This is a genomic window from Pseudomonas sp. C7.1 (assembly GCF_056312395.1).
This window is the reverse complement of sequence record NZ_JBWDTL010000003.1, coordinates 2,769,033-2,789,173: the sequence shown is the minus strand read 5'-3', so window position 1 is coordinate 2,789,173 and position 20,141 is coordinate 2,769,033. Positions and strand designations below refer to the sequence as shown.

The 20,141-nt window shown below is 60.9% G+C and carries 18 protein-coding genes; 12 read left to right on the top strand and 6 right to left on the bottom strand.

Annotated elements, in window-relative coordinates:
* The first annotated feature begins 132 nt into the window (after window positions 1-132).
* The 6 genes from AC0T4W_RS16515 (at window position 133) to AC0T4W_RS16490 (ending at window position 7,514) form a co-directional block, all read left to right on the top strand.
* The gene (locus AC0T4W_RS16515; RefSeq protein WP_476320790.1) at window positions 133-1,080 is read left to right on the top strand and encodes a DnaJ C-terminal domain-containing protein; all 948 of its coding nucleotides are present in this window, start codon (window positions 133-135) and stop codon (window positions 1,078-1,080) included.
* A complete protein-coding gene (locus AC0T4W_RS16510) occupies window positions 1,080-1,382 on the top strand; it encodes a chaperone modulator CbpM (protein WP_476320788.1) in 303 nt (100 codons plus the stop codon). The genes AC0T4W_RS16515 and AC0T4W_RS16510 overlap by 1 nt, the downstream gene beginning before the upstream one ends.
* A 102-nt stretch (window positions 1,383-1,484) precedes the next feature.
* Window positions 1,485-2,555: an HlyD family secretion protein gene (locus tag AC0T4W_RS16505; protein ID WP_476320786.1), complete on the top strand. Its 1,071-nt coding sequence runs from the start codon at window positions 1,485-1,487 to the stop codon at window positions 2,553-2,555.
* Window positions 2,552-5,281 (top strand): ribosome-associated ATPase/putative transporter RbbA, encoded by a 2,730-nt coding sequence (rbbA, locus tag AC0T4W_RS16500; RefSeq protein WP_476320784.1) that lies wholly within the window; start codon window positions 2,552-2,554, stop codon window positions 5,279-5,281. Before AC0T4W_RS16505 ends, rbbA begins: the two co-directional genes overlap by 4 nt.
* Window position 5,282: 1 nt before the next feature.
* Complete coding sequence (locus tag AC0T4W_RS16495) at window positions 5,283-6,407, top strand: ABC transporter permease (protein WP_476320782.1); 1,125 nt, start codon at window positions 5,283-5,285, stop codon at window positions 6,405-6,407.
* Window positions 6,408-6,614: 207 nt separating this feature from the next.
* A complete protein-coding gene (locus tag AC0T4W_RS16490) occupies window positions 6,615-7,514 on the top strand; it encodes a DMT family transporter (protein ID WP_476320780.1) in 900 nt (299 codons plus the stop codon).
* Between the two features lie 93 nt (window positions 7,515-7,607).
* Here AC0T4W_RS16490 and AC0T4W_RS16485 read toward each other — a convergent pair whose 3' ends face one another.
* On the bottom strand, window positions 7,608-8,768 hold the full coding sequence (locus AC0T4W_RS16485; protein ID WP_476320778.1) for an AAA family ATPase: 1,161 nt from the start codon (window positions 8,766-8,768) through the stop codon (window positions 7,608-7,610).
* Between the two features lie 129 nt (window positions 8,769-8,897).
* Window positions 8,898-11,267: a DNA polymerase II gene (locus AC0T4W_RS16480; protein ID WP_476323729.1), complete on the bottom strand. Its 2,370-nt coding sequence runs from the start codon at window positions 11,265-11,267 to the stop codon at window positions 8,898-8,900.
* A gap of 277 nt (window positions 11,268-11,544) precedes the next feature.
* Here AC0T4W_RS16480 and AC0T4W_RS16475 point away from each other — a divergent pair, with 277 nt between their 5' ends.
* The 3 genes from AC0T4W_RS16475 (at window position 11,545) to AC0T4W_RS16465 (ending at window position 14,339) form a co-directional block, all read left to right on the top strand.
* A complete protein-coding gene (locus AC0T4W_RS16475; RefSeq protein WP_476320776.1) occupies window positions 11,545-13,542 on the top strand; it encodes a peptidase U32 family protein in 1,998 nt (665 codons plus the stop codon).
* 294 nt (window positions 13,543-13,836) lie between these two features.
* Window positions 13,837-14,088 (top strand): type II toxin-antitoxin system Phd/YefM family antitoxin, encoded by a 252-nt coding sequence (locus AC0T4W_RS16470; protein ID WP_476320774.1) that lies wholly within the window; start codon window positions 13,837-13,839, stop codon window positions 14,086-14,088.
* Window positions 14,085-14,339: a Txe/YoeB family addiction module toxin gene (locus tag AC0T4W_RS16465; protein ID WP_476320772.1), complete on the top strand. Its 255-nt coding sequence runs from the start codon at window positions 14,085-14,087 to the stop codon at window positions 14,337-14,339. Before AC0T4W_RS16470 ends, AC0T4W_RS16465 begins: the two co-directional genes overlap by 4 nt.
* A 74-nt stretch (window positions 14,340-14,413) precedes the next feature.
* Here AC0T4W_RS16465 and AC0T4W_RS16460 read toward each other — a convergent pair whose 3' ends face one another.
* The 4 genes from AC0T4W_RS16460 to yaaA form a co-directional block, all read right to left on the bottom strand.
* Window positions 14,414-14,800, bottom strand: a complete 387-nt coding sequence (locus tag AC0T4W_RS16460) for a hypothetical protein (protein ID WP_476320770.1) — start codon at window positions 14,798-14,800, stop codon at window positions 14,414-14,416.
* Window positions 14,801-14,811: 11 nt separating this feature from the next.
* Window positions 14,812-15,642: an SDR family oxidoreductase gene (locus AC0T4W_RS16455; RefSeq protein WP_476320768.1), complete on the bottom strand. Its 831-nt coding sequence runs from the start codon at window positions 15,640-15,642 to the stop codon at window positions 14,812-14,814.
* A gap of 231 nt (window positions 15,643-15,873) precedes the next feature.
* Window positions 15,874-16,338: a multidrug transporter gene (locus tag AC0T4W_RS16450; RefSeq protein ID WP_476320766.1), complete on the bottom strand. Its 465-nt coding sequence runs from the start codon at window positions 16,336-16,338 to the stop codon at window positions 15,874-15,876.
* A 3-nt stretch (window positions 16,339-16,341) separates the two neighbouring features.
* A complete protein-coding gene (gene yaaA / locus AC0T4W_RS16445; RefSeq protein WP_476320764.1) occupies window positions 16,342-17,121 on the bottom strand; it encodes a peroxide stress protein YaaA in 780 nt (259 codons plus the stop codon).
* A 673-nt stretch (window positions 17,122-17,794) separates the two neighbouring features.
* On the opposite strand from yaaA, the gene AC0T4W_RS16440 reads away from it, so the two are divergent.
* The 3 genes from AC0T4W_RS16440 (at window position 17,795) to AC0T4W_RS16430 (ending at window position 20,128) form a co-directional block, all read left to right on the top strand.
* Window positions 17,795-19,186 (top strand): PhoH family protein, encoded by a 1,392-nt coding sequence (locus AC0T4W_RS16440; protein ID WP_476320762.1) that lies wholly within the window; start codon window positions 17,795-17,797, stop codon window positions 19,184-19,186.
* Window positions 19,187-19,400: 214 nt separating this feature from the next.
* Window positions 19,401-19,889, top strand: a complete 489-nt coding sequence (moaC, locus tag AC0T4W_RS16435; RefSeq protein ID WP_476320760.1) for a cyclic pyranopterin monophosphate synthase MoaC — start codon at window positions 19,401-19,403, stop codon at window positions 19,887-19,889.
* On the top strand, window positions 19,886-20,128 hold the full coding sequence (locus tag AC0T4W_RS16430) for a MoaD/ThiS family protein (protein WP_476320758.1): 243 nt from the start codon (window positions 19,886-19,888) through the stop codon (window positions 20,126-20,128). The genes moaC and AC0T4W_RS16430 overlap by 4 nt, the downstream gene beginning before the upstream one ends.
* Window positions 20,129-20,141: the final 13 nt, after the last annotated feature.

The following is a 20,141-nucleotide window of genomic DNA, read 5'->3' as shown; positions in this document are numbered from 1 at the left end:
ACCAGCCCTGCAGCGCGTCGCAGCCCCAGGGTTCAGTAATGCCAATTCTCTTGATCTCTGACAAAGCGTCTTGCACCTGACCAGCGTTTACTGGTGCAAGCAATGCGTCTGTAGACGACCCAAGGTGGCTCGATGGACTTCAAGGATTACTACAAGGTGCTCGGGCTTGAACCGGGAGCTGATGACAAAGCCGTGAAGACGGCTTACCGCAAACTGGCGCGCAAATACCACCCAGACGTCAGCAAGGAAACGGATGCGGAAAATAAATTCAAGGAAGTCGCCGAAGCCTATGAGGTGCTGAAAAGCGCCGAAAAGCGCGCTGAGTACGACGAGCTGCGCAAATACGCCGAGCAAGGCCGCCCCTTCGAGCCGCCACCGGGCTGGCAACCGCCAGGTCATGCGGGGTTTTCCGAAGGTGGCAGCGCTGGCAGTGAGTATTCCGAGTTTTTCGAGTCGCTGTTTGGTGGCGCTGGACGTTTCCAGGACGCCGGCCGCAAACGCGCGCGCAGAGGCCAGGACGTTGAAATGGCGCTGCCGCTGCTGCTGGAAGAAACCTTGGCAGATGAAACCAAAACAATTGCCTTCCAACTCCCGCAATACAGCCCTGACGGTCAGCCTCTGCCGGCGATCAGTAAGACCTTGAATGTCAAAATCCCGCCTGGAGTAAGCAATGGCGAACGCATTCGCCTAAAAGGGCAGGGCGCGCCGGGGTTAGGTGGCGGCGCCAATGGCGATTTGTACTTGATCATTCACTTCGTGCCCCACCCACTGTTCGATGTTGAGGGGCACAACCTGGTCCTCACTGTGCCATTGGCGGCCTGGGAAGCCGTGCTGGGCAGCCAAGTTACGCTGCCGACGCTGAGCGGCAAAATCAACCTGCGCATACCCGCCAATACCCAAGCAGGGCAACGGCTGCGGATCAAAGGCAAGGGGCTGCGCAACAAGGCCGGCGAACCGGGTGACCTGTATGCGTTGTTCAAGATCGTCATCCCGGCTCAAACTGACGAGTCTGCGCGCGCGTTATGGGCACAGCTGGCCGAGCAAGCCGCTTTTAATCCGCGCGCGCAGTGGAGCCAGTGATGAGTAGCCAGAGCCTGCAATTAGATATTCACGAGTTCTGCCTGTGTGCTGAGCTGCCGCAGGCGGTGCTGTTGGAAATTGTCGAACACGGCATCGTCCAACCCTGTGGTGCTACACCGGAGCAATGGCGGTTTAGTGGCCATGCACTGTCCGTCGCCAAGCGGGCGTTGCGCTTACAAGTTGAACTGCAAATTGAGTGGGCGGGTGTGGCCCTGGCGTTGCAGTTGCTTGATGAGTTGGAGCACCTGCGCGCCGAAAACAGCCACCTGCGGCGCCGCTTGAGCCGTTTTGAACAGCCCTAGGAGCCTGTCGGACTTGACACTGTTCTACTGCGGAAAAGCCCTAGCGCTGTGACGCCGAGTACCGTAGCCCCCAATTCCTCTGTTTAGAGACTCAAGGTCATTATGTCAGTCAGCCGAAAATGGATCTTTCCTGTCGCCAGTGTCGCCGTCGTGGCAGTTATCGCTGGCCTGCTTTGGTACACCCTGCGCCCCGAGGGTCTGGGGGATGGCTTCGCCAGCGGTAACGGGCGGATTGAAGCCACCGACGTTGACGCGGCCAGTAAGCTACCAGGGCGCATCGCCAGTATTGAGGTTGAGGAGGGCGAGTTCGTCGAAGCCGGACAAGTGATTGCGCGCATGGACACCCAGGTACTCCAGGCGCAAGTGCTGCAGGCCCAGGCGCAAATGCGCCAGGCGCAGAACAGTCAACTGACGGCCAGTGCCCAGGTACGCTTGCGTGAGAGTGAGAAAGTTACCGCGCAGGCCATCGTACGCCAGCGTCAGGCGGAAGTGTCTGCCGCGCAAAAGCGCCACGCCCGCAGCGTGATCCTGGTCAAACGCAGTGCCATGGCGCAGCAGCAACTGGATGACGACCTTGCCAGGCTGCAAAGCACCCAGGCCGCTCTGGCGGCCGCACAGTCCCAGGTTATTTCGGCTGAGGCGGGCATTGCCGCCGCACAATCACAGGTGATTGAGGCGCAGTCTGCTGTGGAGGCCGCCCAAGCCAGCGTCGCGCGGTTACAGATCGATATCGAGGACAGTCAGCTTAAGGCGCCGCGGGCAGGGCGTGTGCAATACCGCATCGCCGAGCCGGGTGAGGTGATCGGTGCGGGCGGCAAGGTGCTTAACCTGGTTGACCTGAGTGATGTCTACATGACCTTTTTCCTGCCTGAGCAACAGGCTGGCCGGGTGGCGCTGGGTGCCGAAGTTCGTTTGGTGATTGATGCCGTACCGCAGTATGTAATTCCGGCCAAGGTCAGCTACGTGGCCAGCGTCGCCCAGTTCACCCCGAAAACTGTGGAAACCGCCAGCGAGCGTGAAAAGCTGATGTTTCGGGTTAAAGCACGGATTGATCCAGAGCTGCTGCAGCGCCACCTCACCCAAGTAAAAACCGGCGTGCCCGGCGTGGCTTATCTACGGCTTGAGCCACAGGCTGAGTGGCCTGCAGAACTGGCGATCAAGGTTCCGCAGTGAGCGCGCCTGCAGCGCCAGTCGCGCAGCTGCATGATGTCAGCCTGCAGTACGGCAAAACCTGCGCCCTCAATGCCGTCAGCCTGGACATTCCCGCGCAGTGCATGGTTGGCTTGATCGGCCCCGACGGTGTGGGCAAATCCAGCCTGCTGGCACTGATTGCCGGCGCACGCAAAATCCAGAGCGGGCAGATCGAGGTGCTCGGCGGCGACATGGCCAGCCGCGATCATCGCCGGCAGGTGTGCCCACACATCGCCTATATGCCCCAGGGGCTGGGCAAGAACCTCTATCCGACGCTCTCGGTGATTGAGAACCTGGACTTCTTTGCCCGCCTGTTTGGCCAGGCCGAGGCCGAGCGCAAAACCCGTATTGCCGAACTGCTGCGCAGCACGGGCCTCAGCGAGTTTGGTGAGCGGCCGGCGGGCAAGCTGTCCGGCGGTATGAAGCAAAAACTTGGGCTCTGTTGCGCGCTGATCCATGATCCTGACCTGCTGATCCTCGATGAGCCCACCACCGGCGTCGATCCGCTGTCGCGTAACCAGTTCTGGGAGTTGATCGAACGCATTCGCCGGCAGCGCCCGCAGATGAGTGTGCTGGTGGCCACCGCTTACATGGAAGAAGCAGAGCGCTTTGACCATTTGTTCGCCATCGATGAAGGCGCTGTATTAGCCGCAGGCAGCCCGGCCGAGTTGCTGCAGCGCACTCAATGCACAAGCTTGGAAGATGCGTTTATCGCCTTGATGCCGGAAGCCAAACGCCAGGGCCATAAGCAACTGGTTATCCCGCCACGCCCGGCTGGTGAACAGGAAGTTGCCATTGAGGCGCGCGCCCTGAGCATGCGCTTCGGCGATTTTGTTGCGGTCGACCACGTCGACTTCCGTATCGAGCGCGGGGAAATCTTCGGTTTTCTCGGCTCCAACGGCTGCGGCAAAACCACCACCATGAAGATGCTTACCGGCTTGTTGCCCGCCAGCGAAGGGCAAGCCCTGCTGTTCGGTCAGGTGGTCAATGCTAACGACATGGCGACACGCAAGCGGGTCGGCTATATGTCGCAGTCATTCTCGCTGTACGGCGAGCTGAGTGTGCGGCAGAACCTGGCGCTGCACGCCCAGCTGTTTCACGTTGCGACCGAGCAGATTGACGCGCGAGTGGCTGAAATGGCCGAACGCTTCAACCTTGGCAGCGTCATGGAGCAGCTGCCCGAGCGCTTGCCGCTGGGCATTCGTCAGCGTCTTTCACTGGCTGTAGCGGTCATTCACAAGCCAGAAATTCTGATCCTCGATGAACCGACGTCGGGCGTCGATCCGATTGCTCGTGATGTGTTCTGGCAGCTGATGCTCGATCTGTCACGCGATGATGGTGTGACGATTTTTATCTCCACCCACTTTATGAACGAAGCCCTGCGCTGCGACCGTATTTCCTTGATGCATGCCGGCAAGGTGCTCGACAGCGACACGCCCAAGGCGCTGATGGCCAAGCGCGGCCTGCCAACCCTGGAGGCGACCTTTATCGCTTACCTGCAGGATGCCGTAGGCGAGCAAGCGCAACAGCCCGCACCAGAAGCGGCGGCTCCAGCACCGCAGGCCAATACGCAGAAACGCAAGCGCTTCAGCCTGTTGCGTCTGTTCAGCTATACCCGGCGAGAAACCCTGGAGCTGCGCCGCGACCCGATTCGCGGGAGCATGGCGTTGCTCGGCAGTTTGTTGCTGCTGTTTATCATCGGCTATGGCATCAGCCTGGACGTTGAGAACCTCACCTATGCGGTGCTCGATAGGGACCAGACCACCACCAGCCAGGCCTACGCGCTCAACCTGGCCGGCTCACGCTACTTTATCGAGCAAGCGCCGCTGCACGATTACGACGAGTTGGACCGGCGCATGCGCAGTGGTGAGATCAGCCTGGCGGTGGAAATCCCGCCCAACTTCGGCCGTGACCTCAAGCGCGGCGGTGTGCCGCAGATCGGTATGTGGCTCGACGGTGCGATGCCGATGCGCGCCGAAACCATCAAAGGCTATGTCATGGGCCTGCATGCCGGCTACTTGCAGGAGCTGGCTCGCAAGGACAGTGCGTCAACCCGCAGCACCCTGCCGACCCTGGAAGTGCGCTACCGCTACAACCCGGATGTGGAAAGCCTGAATGCCATGGTGCCGGCGGTGATTCCGCTGCTGCTGATGCTGATTCCGGCAATGCTTACCGCCCTTGGTGTAGTACGCGAAAAAGAGTTGGGCTCGATCATCAACCTGTATGTCACCCCGGTCACCCGCCTGGAGTTTCTGCTTGGCAAGCAACTGCCCTATATAGCCCTGGGTATGCTCAATTTCGTATTGCTGGTGATCGCGGCGGTGTGGGTGTTCGATGTGCCGCTCAAGGGCAGCCTACTGGCCTTGCTGACGGGTGGTCTGCTGTACATCAGCTGCGCCACGGCCATGGGTTTGCTGATGTCGACCTTTACCCGCAGCCAGATTGCTGCGGTATTCGGCACGGCTATCGTCACCCTGATTCCGGCCATCCAGTTCTCCGGGTTGATCTACCCGGTGGCGTCACTCGAAGGCTTTGGCGCGCTGGTTGGCCAGATTTATCCCACCTCGCACTTTCTCATCATCAGCCGTGGGGTGTTCTCCAAAGCGCTGGGTTTCACTGAGCTGTACAGCTATTTCATCGCGTTGCTGATTACCATCCCCGTCCTGCTGGCACTGTGCACCAGCCTACTGAAGAAACAGGAGGCCTGAGATGGAGCAGCTGGCGAATATCTTTCACCTGGGGCTCAAGGAACTGCGCAGCCTGCAACGTGACCCTGCGCTGCTGTTGCTGATTGTCTGGGCCTTTACCCTGGGCATCATTACGGCCGCCACCAGCATGCCGGAGAGCCTGCACAATGCCTCGATTGCAGTGGTCGACGAAGACCGCTCACCGCTCTCGGCACGCTTGATTGATGCCTTCCAGCCCCCGTTTTTTCGCACGCCGCAACGTATCGACCTGAGCGAAATGGATCACGGCATGGACTCCGGGCAGTACACCTTCACCCTCAATATCCCACCAGATTTCCAGCGCGATGTACTGGCCGGGCATAGCCCCGCGATCCAGCTCAACGTCGATGCCACGCAGGTGAGCATGGCCTTCACCGGTGCGGGCTATATCCAAATGATCGGTGCCGAGGAAGTCAGCGCGTTCTTGCGCCACTACCGGGCCGACCTGCCGCAGCAAGCGGAGTTGGCCGTGCGCGTCGCGTTTAACCCAAACCTGACGCGCAGCTGGTTTGGCTCGGTGATGGAGGTGATCAACCAGATCACCATGCTGTCGATCATTCTTACTGGCGCGGCATTGATCCGCGAACGCGAGCACGGCACCATCGAGCACCTGCTGGTGATGCCGGTGACGCCGCCCGAAATTATGCTGGCCAAGGTCTGGTCGATGGGATTGGTGGTGTTGCTGGCCACTGCGTTGTCGCTGTTGCTGGTGGTGCAAGGCTGGCTGCAAGTGCCGATTGCCGGCTCGCTGCCGCTGTTCTTGTGTGGTGCGCTGTTGCACCTGTTCGCTACCACCTCAATGGGCATTTTCTTCGGCACCATCGCGCGCTCGATGCCGCAGTTGGGCCTGTTGATCATTCTGGTGCTGATCCCGCTGCAGATCCTTTCTGGCGGCACCACGCCGCGTGAGAGCATGCCCGAACTGGTGCAGAACATTATGTTAGTGGCGCCGACCACCCATTTCGTCGATTTGGCGCAGGCGATTCTCTATCGCGGCGCAGGGCTTGCGACTGTCTGGCCGCAGTTCCTGGCCATCACTGCAATCGGCGCGCTGTTCTTTGCCGGCGCACTGCTGCGCTTTCGTAAGACGCTGGCACAGATGTCCTGAAGGCTGGTTGCACCGAGCAGCTGCCGCTGCGCTCAACGCCAACCTACCTCGTATGCAGCATCAAGTGGTGTAGTCATGTTTAATGTCGTGCCGCGATGGCCCGCAGGGTGGCCGCCAAGGGTGGCAGGCCATAATAAGCGCAAGTTTATGCAAGAGCGTCATGGCTGATCGGGCGCAGACTCTTATCCATCTACTGGGAGTCTGTTGATGAACCTGTCGCTCTATCTGTTGACCGTGCTGATCTGGGGTACCACCTGGATCGCCCTCAAGCTGCAACTCGGCGAAGTGGCGATTGCCGCCTCCATCGCCTATCGCTTCGCCCTGGCCGCTGCCGTGTTGTTCGCCATCCTGCTGCTTAGCGGCCGTCTGCAAAAAATGGACAAGCGCGGCCAGCTGATCTGCCTGGTGCAGGGGCTGTGTCTGTTCTGCATCAACTTTATGTGCTTCTACACCGCCAGCCAGTGGATACCCAGTGGTCTGGTGGCGGTTATTTTTTCCACCGCAACGCTGTGGAATGCGATCAATGCGCGGCTGTTCTTTAAGCAGCGGATCGCCGCCAATGTGCTGGCTGGTGGTGCGCTGGGGCTGGCCGGGCTTGCGTTGTTGTTCTGGCCGGAACTGGCCGGGCAGGAAGCCAGCCACGAAACCCTGCTGGGCATCGGCCTGGCGCTGATCGGTACCCTGTGTTTTTCCGCCGGCAATATGCTCTCCAGCTTGCAGCAGAAAGCTGGGCTCAGGCCCCTGACCACCAACGCCTGGGGCATGCTCTATGGCGCGCTGATGCTGGTGGCGATCTGCCTGGTCAGCGGCACGCCGTTCGGCTTCGAGTGGAATACCCGTTACGTCGGCACTCTGCTGTACCTGGCGATTCCCGGTTCGGTGATCGGCTTTACCGCTTACCTGACCCTGGTCGGGCGTATGGGCCCGGAGCGCGCGGCCTACTGCACCGTGCTGTTCCCTGTGGTGGCGCTGAATATCTCGGTGTTTGCCGAGGGCTACCAATGGACGGCCCCGGCGCTGTTTGGCCTGGTGCTGGTGATGCTTGGGAATGTGTTGGTGTTTCGTAAGCCAAAGGCCATGCCGATGGCAGTGGTGCGTGAGGCGTAGGGTGGATGACGCTTTTTTCATCCACCAAGGGGGAAGCAGTTGGTGGATGGGTGAAGCGTCATCCACCCTACAAACTGCCCTGGCTGCGAAGGCTTAATCCGGCCATTTCCAGGCGGGTTCATCCAGCATGCCCTGGCCTCTGATCACGGTTTGCCCCAGCTGTTTTTCCAGGACGATGGCGTTGCACTCTGGGTGTTGTTCCAGGGTGGCGATCAGGCGGCTGGCGTGGGATACCACCCAGACCTGGGTGTGCTGCGAGGCGGCGATAATTAGCCGGCCGAGGGCGGGCAGCAGGTCGGGGTGCAGGCTGGTTTCTGGCTCGTTGAGCACCATCAGCGATGGTGGCCGTGGCGTGAGCAGGGCGGCGACCAGCAGCAGATAACGCAGAGTGCCGTCTGACAGTTCGCTGGCCGACAACGGCCGCAATAAGCCTTCCTGCTGCAGTTCGACGGCAAAGCGTCCGCCGGCCTGCATATCGATGCGCAAACGCGCGCCGGGGAAGGCATCGCTAATGGCCGCGTTCAGCGCCTCTGGGTCGCCAATTTCGCGGATGGTCTGCAGCGCCGCTGCCAGGTCGCGGCCATCGTGGTGCAAAACCGGGGTGCGGGTGCCCAGTTGCGGCAGGCGTGCCGGCGCTTCGGCATCGCTGCGAAAATGATCGTAGAAGCGCCAGCGGCGGATATGTTCGCGCAGCTGGAACACTTCCGGGCAGGCGGGGTCATTGCCGATCTGGTCGAACAGGCTGTCGAAATGCGGCAGGTGCTGGGCCATTACCTGCCAGCTGCGGCCCTCACGTATACGCACCATCGGCCCGGCGCGATCCACCAGCAGCGAGGCGGGGCGATAGCTGGCACCAGCCCAGATGCATTCGCGCTTGATCTGCGGGTCGAGGGCAAAGGCCGACAAGCTCGGCTCGGGCAGCCCAAGGGAAATGGCATAGCTGAAGTCATCACCGGCAAAGCCCAGGCGCAGGCGTTTGGCCTCTTTGCGCGGACCGCCCTGCACCGGCACCTCGCCGCTGAGCATGTGCCGGCTGATGGTTTCCGGCCCGGCCCAGAAAGTGGAATCCAGCCCGCCTTCACGGGCCAGAGCATTGACCACGCCACCCTGGGCGGTTTCCGCCAGCAGGCGCAGGGCGCGATAAAGGTTGGATTTGCCACTGCCATTGGCCCCAGTGACCAGATTGAGCCGACCCAGCGGCAGCACCAGATTGTTGATTGAGCGGTAGTTGGCGACGGCAAGGGTGTGCAGCATGGGAGTCGTCCTGACGGTTGAAGAAGAAATGTTAGCCGGGTAACCGGGTAGGGTGGATGATGCTTTTTTCATCCACCATGGGGTCGCAACTGGTGGATGGGTGAAGCGTCATCCACCCTACAAACGTCTCTAAAACAACCCCAACTGCCCACCGATCAAGGTGGCGAAATCATCATCGACAAACGGCAGGATGGCGTCGGCCACCGGCTGTAGCTGGCGGGTCAGGTAGTGGTCGTAGTCGATGGCGGCGCTGCGGGCTTCCAGCGGTTGTGGGCCGGCGGTGGTGATCACATAGCTGATCCAGCCGCCACGCTGGTATTGCAGCGGGCGGCCGTGGGCGGCGTTGTATTCATCGGCCAGGCGTGCGGCGCGCACATGGGGCGGCACGTTGCGTTCGTAGTCGGTGAGGGTGCGGCGCAGGCGCTTGCGGTAGACCAGCAGCTCGTCCAACTCGCCATTCAGGGTGCGCTCGACATAGTCGCGCACGTAGGCCTGATAGGGCTGGTTGAGAAAGATCCGTTCATACAGCTCACGCTGAAACTGCTGGGCCAACGGCGACCAATCGCTGCGCACGGTTTCCAGGCCTTTGTAGATCATCTCGTGGCTGCCGTCGGCATGCGTCACCATCCCGGCATAGCGCTTCTTGCTGCCTTCTTCGGCACCGCGAATGGTCGGCATCAGAAAGCGGCTGTAATGGGTTTCGAATTGCAGTTCCAGGGCGCTTTCCAGGCCGTATTCATTGTGCAGATGCTCGCGCCACCAGGCATTGACCTTGGCCACCAGGGCGCGGCCGATCTGCGCGGCATCCTCCTGGGAATGCGGGCGTTTCAGCCAGACAAAGGTGGAGTCGGTGTCGCCGTAGATCACCGCATAGCCTTCGGCCTCGATCAGCGCGCGGGTACGGGCCATGATTTCGTGGCCGCGAAGGGTGATGGACGAGGCCAGGCGCGTGTCGAAGAAACGGCAGCCGCTGGAGCCGAGCACGCCGTAGAAGGCGTTCATGATGATCTTCAGCGCCTGGGACAGCGGCGCGTTGTGCTCGCGCTTGGCCGCCTCGCGGCCCTGCCATACCCGCTCGACAATCGCCGGCAGGCAATGCTGAGTGCGGGAGAAGCGCGCACCGCGAAAGCCCGGCACCGAGTGCGCGTCGTCCGGCTGGCGCAGGCCCTCGATCAGCCCCACCGGGTCGATCAGAAAGCTGCGGATAATCGACGGATACAGGCTCTTGTAGTCGAGTACCAGCACCGACTCATAAAGCCCCGGCTGCGACTCCATGACAAATCCGCCGGGGCTGGCTTGCGGCGGGTTGTCGCCCAGATTCGGCGCGACAAAACCGCGGCGGTGCATCAACGGCAGATACAGGTGCTCGAAGGCCGCCACCGAGCCGCCGTTGCGGTCGGCGGGCAGGCCGGTGACGGTGGCGCGCTCCAGCAGAAAGTCGAGGATTGCAGTTTTAGCGAAGATCCGCGTGACCAGCTCGCAGTCGCGCAGGTTGTAGCGTGCCAGGGCGGGTTTATCCTCGCGGAACATGCGGTCGATTTCGTCCATGCGCTGGTAGGGCGTAGAAATATCCTTGCCCTCGCCGAGCAGGGTTTGCGCGACGTTTTCCAGGCTGAACGAGGGGAAGCTCCAGGTCGCCGAACGCAGCGTTTCGATGCCATCGATAATCAAGCGGCCCGCCGCATCGGCAAAGAAATGGCCGTTGCCGCTGCCATGTTCGCGCCACTGCATCTCGCTGCCATCGCGGCCCAGGCGCAGCGGGATGGCCAGGCTGCGCGCATGTTCATGCAGCACGCGCAGGTCGAACTGCACCAGGTTCCAGCCGATGATCGCGTCCGGGTCGTGCTGCGCCATCCACTGATTCAGACGTTCAAGCAACTGGCCACGGCTGGTGCAGTATTCCAGCTGAAAATCCACCTCCGGCGGCTGTTCCGGCGTGCGGCCAAGCATATACACGTCGCGCTGGCCGCAGCCCTCGATGGCGATGGAGTACAACTCGCCAAAGGCATTGGTTTCAATATCCAGTGATGCCAACTTGAGGGTAGGGCGGTAGTCGCTACAGGGCTTGATCTGCGCATCCAGCAGCAGGCCATTGCCGCTTGGGTCCGGCGTGCCGGCAAACAGCACCGGCGCGGTGATAAACCGCTCCATCAGGTAGCGCTCCGGCGGGCGCACATCGCTCTCGTACACCTCGATGCCTGCGCGGCGCAGCAGTTTGCTGAGGTCGATCAACTGGTGATGCTGCTGGCAATACAGGCCCAGCACCGGGCGTTGGTGAAAGTCCTTAAGGCTCAGCGTACGCAACTCGAAGCCGCGTTCATTGCCGAGCAGCGCTTCGGCCTGCTCGCGCTGCGCCGCCGGAATAAAGGCCACGGATGGTTGATAGGGCAGGCGGATATGCCGTGGGCCGTTATCGGTAGCCAGCCAGAACTCCACCTGCGTGCCGGCCGGCGTATCACGCCAGTGCCGGGTCAGCAGAAAGCCCTGTTGTAAGTCCACCATGTATTTCTCGATTCAGTTTGATCGGACAATCCTAAGCGTTATGCCGCTCACTTAAACGTCGGTTGGTCGCTATCCGTCCCCTCTCCCTTCCGGGGAGAGGGTTAGGGAGAGGGGGCAGGGCGCATGGAATCTAAGTGAATAAATAGCCTGCGGATTCTACGCAGGCTTTGTCTGTATGCCTATACAGTGTTTGAGGTGACTGCCAAGCGGGCACAGACAAACCCGGTATAAGAGGTAAAATGCCCGCCCTGATTGACTGCCTGATACCCAAACCATGTCCCTGCCCAAGCACCACCTCGAACTCCTGAGCCCGGCGCGCGATACCGCGATTGCCAAGGAAGCCATCCTGCACGGTGCCGATGCGGTGTATATCGGCGGGCCAGGCTTTGGGGCGCGGCACAACGCCAGCAACAGCGTGGCGGAGATCGCCGAGCTGGTGCAGTTTGCCCACCTGTTCCATGCGCGGGTGTTTGTCACCCTCAACACCATCCTCCATGAGGATGAGCTGGAACCTGCGCGGCAGATGATCTGCCAGCTGTACGAGGCCGGCGTCGATGCGCTGATCGTGCAGGACATGGGCGTGATGGAAATGGACATTCCGCCCATCGAGATCCACGCCAGCACCCAGTGCGACATCCGCACCCTGGAGAAAGCCCGCTTCCTCGATAACGCCGGTTTCTCGCAGCTGGTATTGGCCCGCGAGCTGAACCTGCAAGAGATCAACAACATCTGCCGCAACGTCGATTCGGCGGTGGAGTTCTTTATCCACGGCGCGCTGTGCGTGGCGTTTTCCGGGCAGTGCAATATCTCCCACGCGCAGACCGGGCGCAGCGCCAACCGCGGCGACTGCTCCCAGGCCTGCCGTTTGCCCTACACCTTGAAGGACGATCAGGGCCGCGTGGTGGCGTTTGATAAGCATCTGCTGTCGATGAAGGACAACAATCAGACCGACAACCTGATCCATCTGGTGGATGCCGGCGTGCGCTCGTTCAAGATCGAAGGGCGCTACAAGGACATGAGTTACGTGAAGAACATCACCGCGCACTACCGCCGCGAGCTGGATGCGATTCTCGAACAGCGCCCGCACCTGGCCCGCGCTGCCAGCGGTCGCACCGAGCATTTCTTCACCCCGGACACCGACAAAACCTTCCACCGTGGTAGCACCGACTATTTCGTCACCGACCGCAAGGTGGACATCGGCGCGTTCGATTCGCCGACCTTTACCGGTCTCTCTGTTGGTTATGTTGAGAAAGTCGGCAAGCGCGACCTGATCGCCGTGACCGACACGCCGCTGTCCAACGGCGATGGCCTTAACGTGCTGATCAAGCGCGAAGTGGTGGGCTTTCGCAGCAATATCTGCGAGCTGAAAGGCGAGTTCGATGAGGACGGCGAGAAGCGCTACCGCTACCGCGTCGAGCCGAATGAAATGCCCGAGGCCATGCACCGCGCTCGCCCGCAGCAGCCACTCAACCGCAACCTCGACCACAACTGGCAGCAGGCCCTGCAGAAAACCTCCGCCGAACGACGTATTGCAGTCAGCTGGCAGGTTGCTGTGCACGGCGACCAGCTGAACCTGAGCGTCACCAGTAATGAAGGCATCAGCGCAACTGTCAGCCTGGCCGGCCCGTTTGCCGCCGCCAAGGATGCCGAACAGGCCCGCGAGCAGTTAGCCGATGGCTTGAGTAAGCTGGGCACTACCATTTATTACAGCACTGGCGCGCAGATCGACTGTGAAAGCGTGCCCTTTATCCCCGGCTCACAACTCAAGGCTCTGCGCCGCGAAGCCATCGAAGCCCTGACCCAGGCCCGCGTTGCCGCTCACCCACGTGGCGGGCGTAAACCGGTCAGCGTGCCCGCGCCGGTTTACCCGGAATCGCACCTGACCTTTCTCGCCAACGTCTACAACGACAAGGCCCGCACCTTCTACAAGCGCTACGGCGTGCAACTGATCGACGCCGCCTACGAGGCCCATGAAGAAAGCGGCGAAGTGCCGGTGATGATCACCAAGCACTGCCTGCGCTTCTCCTTCAATCTGTGCCCGAAACAGGCCAAAGGCGTTACCGGGGTGCGCACCAAGGTTTCGGACATGCAGCTGATCCATCAGGACGAAGTGCTGACCCTGAAGTTCGACTGCAAGCCTTGCGAGATGCACATCATCGGCAAGATGAAGGGCCATATCCTCCATCAGCCGCAGCCGGGCAGCGCCCAGAGCAGCGGCGGCGCGGTGGGCTATATCACCCCGCAAGATTTGCTCAAGACCATCAAGCGTTAAAGCCGATCAACGCCTCGTAGATGGGTTGAGCGCAGCGATACCCATCAGGCTTTCCATCAGGGCATCGGGCTGTGTTGACCTCGCGATTATCGATGGGTATCGCACTGCTCAACCGATCCTACGGGCTGCGCGGTCCGCCCCATCCGGGCTGGTGGACAAGCTTCGCGTTGTCCATACGCATATCCCCATGAATATTCTGGCTACGCCCTCCGCTCATCGGCGCTGAAGATAATCCCTAGACAGGCTTTGCTCTGTTTATGTACGGTATCGCGTACATAAACAGAGGGTATCTCCATGGACGCCATCAGCTACACCAACGTGCGCGCCAATCTGGCCCAGACCATGGACCGCGTATGCGAAGATCACGAGCCGCTGATCATCACCCGCAACCGCCAGCAGTCGGTGGTGATGATCTCGCTTGAGGATTACAAGGCCCTGGAGGAAACCGCCTACCTGCTGCGCGCGCCGAAGAATGCCAGGCGCCTGCTTGATGCAGTCGCCAGCCTGGAAAGCGGCCAAGGCCAGGAGCGGAGCCTGGCGCAGTGAGGCTGATCTTCGCCGAACAGGCCTGGGAGGATTACCTCCACTGGCAGGACAGCGACAAGAAGATCCTCAAACGCATCAACGCCCTGATCCAGGAAGCGGCGCGCAGCCCCTTTACCGGCACCGGCAAACCGGAGGCACTCAAGCACGCCCTGGCGGGTTATTGGTCACGCCGTATCAATGACGAGCATCGGATGGTTTATCGGGTGGAGGGTGATGCGCTGTTGATTGCGCAGTTGCGTTATCACTATTGAGTCGCGTCGGTTGCCAGCAATGCGCAGCAAGATGGGTATCGCGATGCTCAACCCATCCTACGGGTTATGGCTTCTTAGCTGCGAGTGCCGAATCCCTTGGCAAACACCACCCACGCCATCAGCGGATAACAAAAATAATGCATGCCGAAGATCAGCAGTCCCATCGGGCTGGGGTCATCCTGCAGCGCCATCATTGCCAATAAACCCAGATAGAGCAGGGCCAGGATGCCGCCATATAGCGCGAGCAAACGGCGGCGTTCGCCCTGCAGGGGGGCGCGGCGGTTGCGCCAGGCAAACCACAGGGCCATGCCACTGGCCACAACCGCAGCAACGACGAGGGTGCTGAGTACGCCGCCGAGTTTGACGAAGGTGCGCAGTAGCAGGTTAAGCACGATAACCGCCACCACGCCGCCAATGGCCAGGCGGGTAACCGGGACGCTGTGCACGCTTGGCTCGCTCATTGGGTGTGCTCCTAGAGGCTGCGATTAAGGCCGAAACGTTTTTTCAGTACCATCTCTAGCAATGCCTTGGGCACCAGGGCGGCCAGCAACGGCATGCTGCGGCTACCATTGCCGATGCGCAGTAGGCGCGGTCGGTTTTTTTGCTGCACAGCGGCCAGCAGGTTGCGGGCAAAGTGGCTGGTGGGCGTAGGGTTGTTCTGGGAGGCATTGGCACGGGCGCGGATGCCGTCGCGGATTGGCCACCAGGGCGAGGCTTCGTCAATCAGCTGTTCGGCCTGCTGGCTGGCGTTGGCGCCGAAGCTGGAGGCAATCGCACCAGGCTGCACTTCCATCACATCGATGGAAAAGGGCGCCAGCTCCAGGCGCAGGGCATCGCTAAGGGCATGCACGGCGGCCTTGGAGGCGCAGTAGGCGCCGGCAAAGGGGGTGACCAGCACGCCGGACACGCTGCCGATATTGACCACCAGGCCTTTGTTCTGTCGCAGCAACGGGAACAGCGCGCGGGTCACGCCGATGATCGAGAACACGTTGGTTTCGAATTGCTTGCGCATAGCTTCAACGCCGCCATCGAGCAGAGGGCCCATGGCGCCGTAGCCGGCGTTGTTGATCAGCACATCAAGGCCGCCGATCTCGGCCTTCAGGCGTTCGGCCAACTGACCCAGGCCCAGGCCATCGTTGACGTCCAGCTGCACGGCGTGAAAGCCGGCGGCGTTCAGGGCTGCCAGGTCTTCGGCTTTGCGCGCGGTAGCCCAGACTTGGTAACCGGCGCGCTGAAACACGTTGGCCAGGGCGCGGCCAATACCGCTGGAGCATCCGGTGATCAGTACGCTGGGCTGGGTCATGCAGGATTCCTTGTTGTGTTATAGCGTTTAAATATGACTATGCATCTGTTACGTGTTGTGAGGCGATAAGTCGTAGGTTGGCGTTGAGCGCAGCGAAGCCCAACAGGCAGCGGCATGTCTCTAGCCATTCGCCTGCATTCCCCACCCTCACCCCCAGCCCCTCTCCCGGAGGGCGAGGGGAGCAAATCGCGTCTGGCAATACAACGCGTAACGGGTACATAGCCTTAAATCTCAGCGGCTAAAGCTGCCGTGCAGGCGCTCGGCGCGAAACTCCAGGGTGCTGGCGCGGTAGCCGCTGCGCAGGGTGGGTAGTGGCAGGCAGCTTTGCCACTCGGCGCCGGGTAGCAGTTCGCCGGGACCGCTGTAGCGCGGCGATTCATACAGGCGCTCGGCCAGGTTGACGCTGTTGCCGGGTCGGTAGGCGGCAATCTGCCAGCGCAGTTCGAGCAGCGCGGCCTCACTACCGTTCTTCAGCTTCAGGGCCAGCGGGCGATCCGCCGGGCAATTGTCCGGGGCGTAGTCGAGGCGTAGTTCGAGGTGGGCCAGGTGGCGGTTTTCGCGGCTTTCCTGCCAGAGCACCCAACTTGTGACCAAGCCTAGGCCGATCAGCGCGCCGAGGGAGACCGGTAGGGCTTTGCTCGGGTAGCGGATCAGCAGGATCAGCCAACTCAGTACCAGGATTGCGCCAATCAGCATCACTCAGGCCTCGGGGTCGTCACGCAGGAACACCAGACTATCAGGCTTGGAGTGCTCGGCTGAATAACGATAGCCCTGGTCGTTGAAATCCTTGAGGCCGGCTGGGTCGCTCAGACGTTCCTTGATCACATAGCGGGCCATCAGGCCGCGGGCTTTCTTGGCGTAGAAACTGATGATCTTGTACTGGCCGTTCTTAAGGTCCTTGAACTCGGTGTCGATAATCCGCGCATTCAGCGCCTTGCGTTTCACTGCGCTGAAGTATTCGTTGGACGCCAGGTTGAGCAGCACCTCGTCGCCCTGGGCCGCCAGCGCTTCATTGAGCCAGCCGCTGATGCGCTCGCCCCAGAAGTCATAGAGGTTATTGCCGCGCGGGTTGGCCAGTTTGGTGCCCATTTCCAGGCGGTAGGGCTGCATCAGGTCGAGCGGGCGCAGCACGCCGTAGAGGCCGGAAAGCATGCGCAGATGCTCCTGGGCGAAGTCGAAATCGGCTTCGCTGAAATCCTCGGCGTTAAGCCCGGTGTACACGTCACCCTTGAACGCCAGCAGCGCTTGTTTGGCGTTGGATGGGTTGAATGGCCGCTCCCAGCTGCCAAAGCGCGCGGCATTGAGGCCGGCGAGCTTATCCGAGAGGTGCATCAGCTCGGCGATCTGCGCCGGGGTGAGGTCGCGCAGTTGTTGGATCAGGTCCTGGGCATGGTCGAGGTGCTCGGGCTGGGTAAAGCGCGGGGTCGCAGGCGGGGTGTCGTAATCGAGGGTCTTGGCCGGGGAAATCACCATCAACATAAGCTGTGCTCCTGAAAGTCTGCGGCGATTCTAGCAGGCCGTTGAAAATCGTTGGCGAGGCAGCCAGTACAAGGCCAAAACCGGCGAAAAGCGGAGTTTACGAGCTGTAAATGAGCATGTTGAGCCTGTTTCTAACGCCGCAATGGCAACGCAGATAGTTTTTCAACCGCCTGCTAGAAGCTGCTGGCGCTTGAGACTCCCTATAAGGGTGATTGGCAATACTGGCCTGAGCCCTGTTATCGGGCGTGAGGGCGCGCTTGGCGGTGGGTGTGGTCACTGAAGCGAGTCGTGCGGCGCTGTTAAACGCAACGCAGCCCAAGCCTGATAGAGCTTGTACATTCTGTGGGGAGGAGGTGCGCTGGAGCAGAAAGGAAAAAATATGTTGGCTCGAACGCCGGCGTGACTTCCGACTTTAACGGCGACCGCGCAGTGCGCCAAGCGCTATTTGTCGCGCCGACAAATAAACCTGTAAATGCTGAAAAATACGTTTTTCTGTCATCTTTTTTGGAGTATCTAAAAGGCAAGACCGCCGAACCCTGCAGACAGGTGGCGGCCATTGGCCCTCACCTTTTTGCAGCCTTCTCAGCCCCCCGTCCTGAGGAGTCGACAGTCCCTCTGCGGCGCAGACTCGCCCCTGCGTTGCTTGGCTGCTTAGTAGAAAAGGTGACCGAGTATGGATGACCACGGACGCTCCAAGCCCACCGCTCCAACCCTGTACGCCCTTGATACCAATGTGCTGATCCACGACCCCAACGCGCTGCTGAATTTTCAGGAGCACCACGTTGCCATTCCCATGACCGTACTGGAGGAACTGGACAAGCTTAAAACCGGTAAACAGGGCGTGGCCGCCGAGTGCCGCCAGGCCATCCGCCTGATCGACAAGATCCTCGGCAGCGCCAACCCGGAGGAAGTGGAGCACGGCGTGGCCATCCAGCGCGACAAGAGCGGCCCGTGCGGCTTCCTGTCGATTCTTATGAGCAAGAGCGCAGCCCCGGTGACCTGGCTGCCCGAAGACCTCAACGACAACAAGATCATCAACCAACTGGTTGAGCTGAAGTCTCGTCGCCCCGGTCTTAACGTGGTGCTGGTGACTAAAGACATCAACATGCGCCTCAAGGCGCGCGCCTGTGGCATCGATTCGGAGGATTACCACACCGACCAGTTGGTCGACGACGTCTCCTTGCTGTCGCAGGGTTACCACAACATGGACGGCTCCTTCTGGGACCGCGTGAACAAGGTGGAAACCCGTCAGGATCACGGCCGCACCTGGCACCGTGTGCAACTCATCGACAACCTGCCGGCGGTGCACATTAACGAGTTCATCATCGACGAACAGGGCTTTGTCGGCTGGATCAAGGGCATCAATCACGGTGAGCTGCTGATTCTCGACATGCACCAGGAACCGCTGATGCACCAGGAAGCCTGGGGCTTGCGCCCACGGGATATCTACCAGTCGCTGGCGCTGTTTGCCTTGCTTGATCCGGACATCCACCTGGTTAATCTGTCCGGCGCGGCAGGCTCGGGTAAAACCATCCTGGCTCTGGCGGCGGCCATTGAGCAGACCATGGTCAGCAAGCGCTACCGGCGCATTATCGCCACCCGCAGCGTGCAGGGGCTGGATCAAGAGATCGGCTTTCTGCCCGGCACCGAAGCCGAGAAGATGGAGCCCTGGCTCGGCGCGATCACCGATAACCTCGAAGCCCTGCACATGGACGACGAGAATACCCATGGCAGCGTCGACTACATCCTGCAAAAGGTCCCGCTGCAGTTCAAATCCCTCAACTACATCCGTGGCCGTAGCTTCCAGCAGAGCCTGATCCTGATCGACGAATGCCAGAACCTCACCCCGCACCAGATGAAAACCATCATCACCCGTGCCGGCAGCGGCTCAAAAGTGGTGTGCCTGGGTAACCTGGCGCAGATCGACACCCCTTACCTGTCGGCGCCCAGCTCGGGCCTGACCTACCTGACGGAGCGCTTCAAAGACTTCGAGCACGGCGTGCATATCACCCTGCAGGGCGTGCCGCGTTCGATCCTCGCCGAGTACGCCGAAACCCATATGTAATGGTCGTGACCGCCCTGCAGCGTTCAGCGCTGCAGGGCGTTTACCTGTAGCCCGGATGTAATCCGGGGATAGCTACAACCGTAAAACTGTCCCGGATTGCATCCGGGCTACGCGCCATTGCGCATAACCTCCCGTCTGAATCCCCTGGCATTCACAGGTGCCGAAACCTGACCCCTGGGTTTACAATCGCCGGACACCTGTCAGGAGCTTGCCCGTGTTAACCCATCTCGATTCTCAAGGCCGCGCCAATATGGTCGATGTCAGCGATAAAGCCCTGACCGTGCGTGAAGCCGTGGCCGAAGCCCGTGTGCGTATGCGCCCAGAAACGCTGCAGATGATTGCCCAGGGCGATCACCCCAAAGGCGACGTGTTCGCCGTGGCGCGCATTGCCGGCATTCAGGCGGCGAAGAAAACCAGCGATCTGATCCCGCTGTGCCACCCGCTGATGCTTACCAGCGTCAAGGTCGAGCTGACACCTGAGGGCGCGGACGCCGTGCGCATTACCGCGCGTTGCAAGCTGACCGGGCAGACCGGGGTGGAGATGGAAGCCCTGACTGCCGCCAGCGTCGCTGCGCTGACTATTTATGACATGTGCAAGGCGGTGGACCGTGGCATGGTGATCGAGAGTGTGCGTCTGCTGGAAAAAGTCGGCGGCAAGAGTGGCGCCTTCAAGGCAGAAAGTGCTGTGGGGGAAGACGCATGATTCGCGTGCAGTATTTCGCCCGTTACCGCGAGACTCTGGGTCTGGATGGCGAGCAGTTGAGCGGTGAGTTCGCCAGCCTTGATCAGCTGCGCCAACACCTGTTGAGTCGCGGCGGCGTGTGGGATGTACTGGCCGAGCAGAACCTGATGTGCGCGCGCAATCAGGAGCTGTGCAGCCTGGACGAACCATTGGCGGCTGGCGACGAAGTGGCATTCTTTCCCACTGTTACCGGCGGTTGAGTGAGTAGGATGG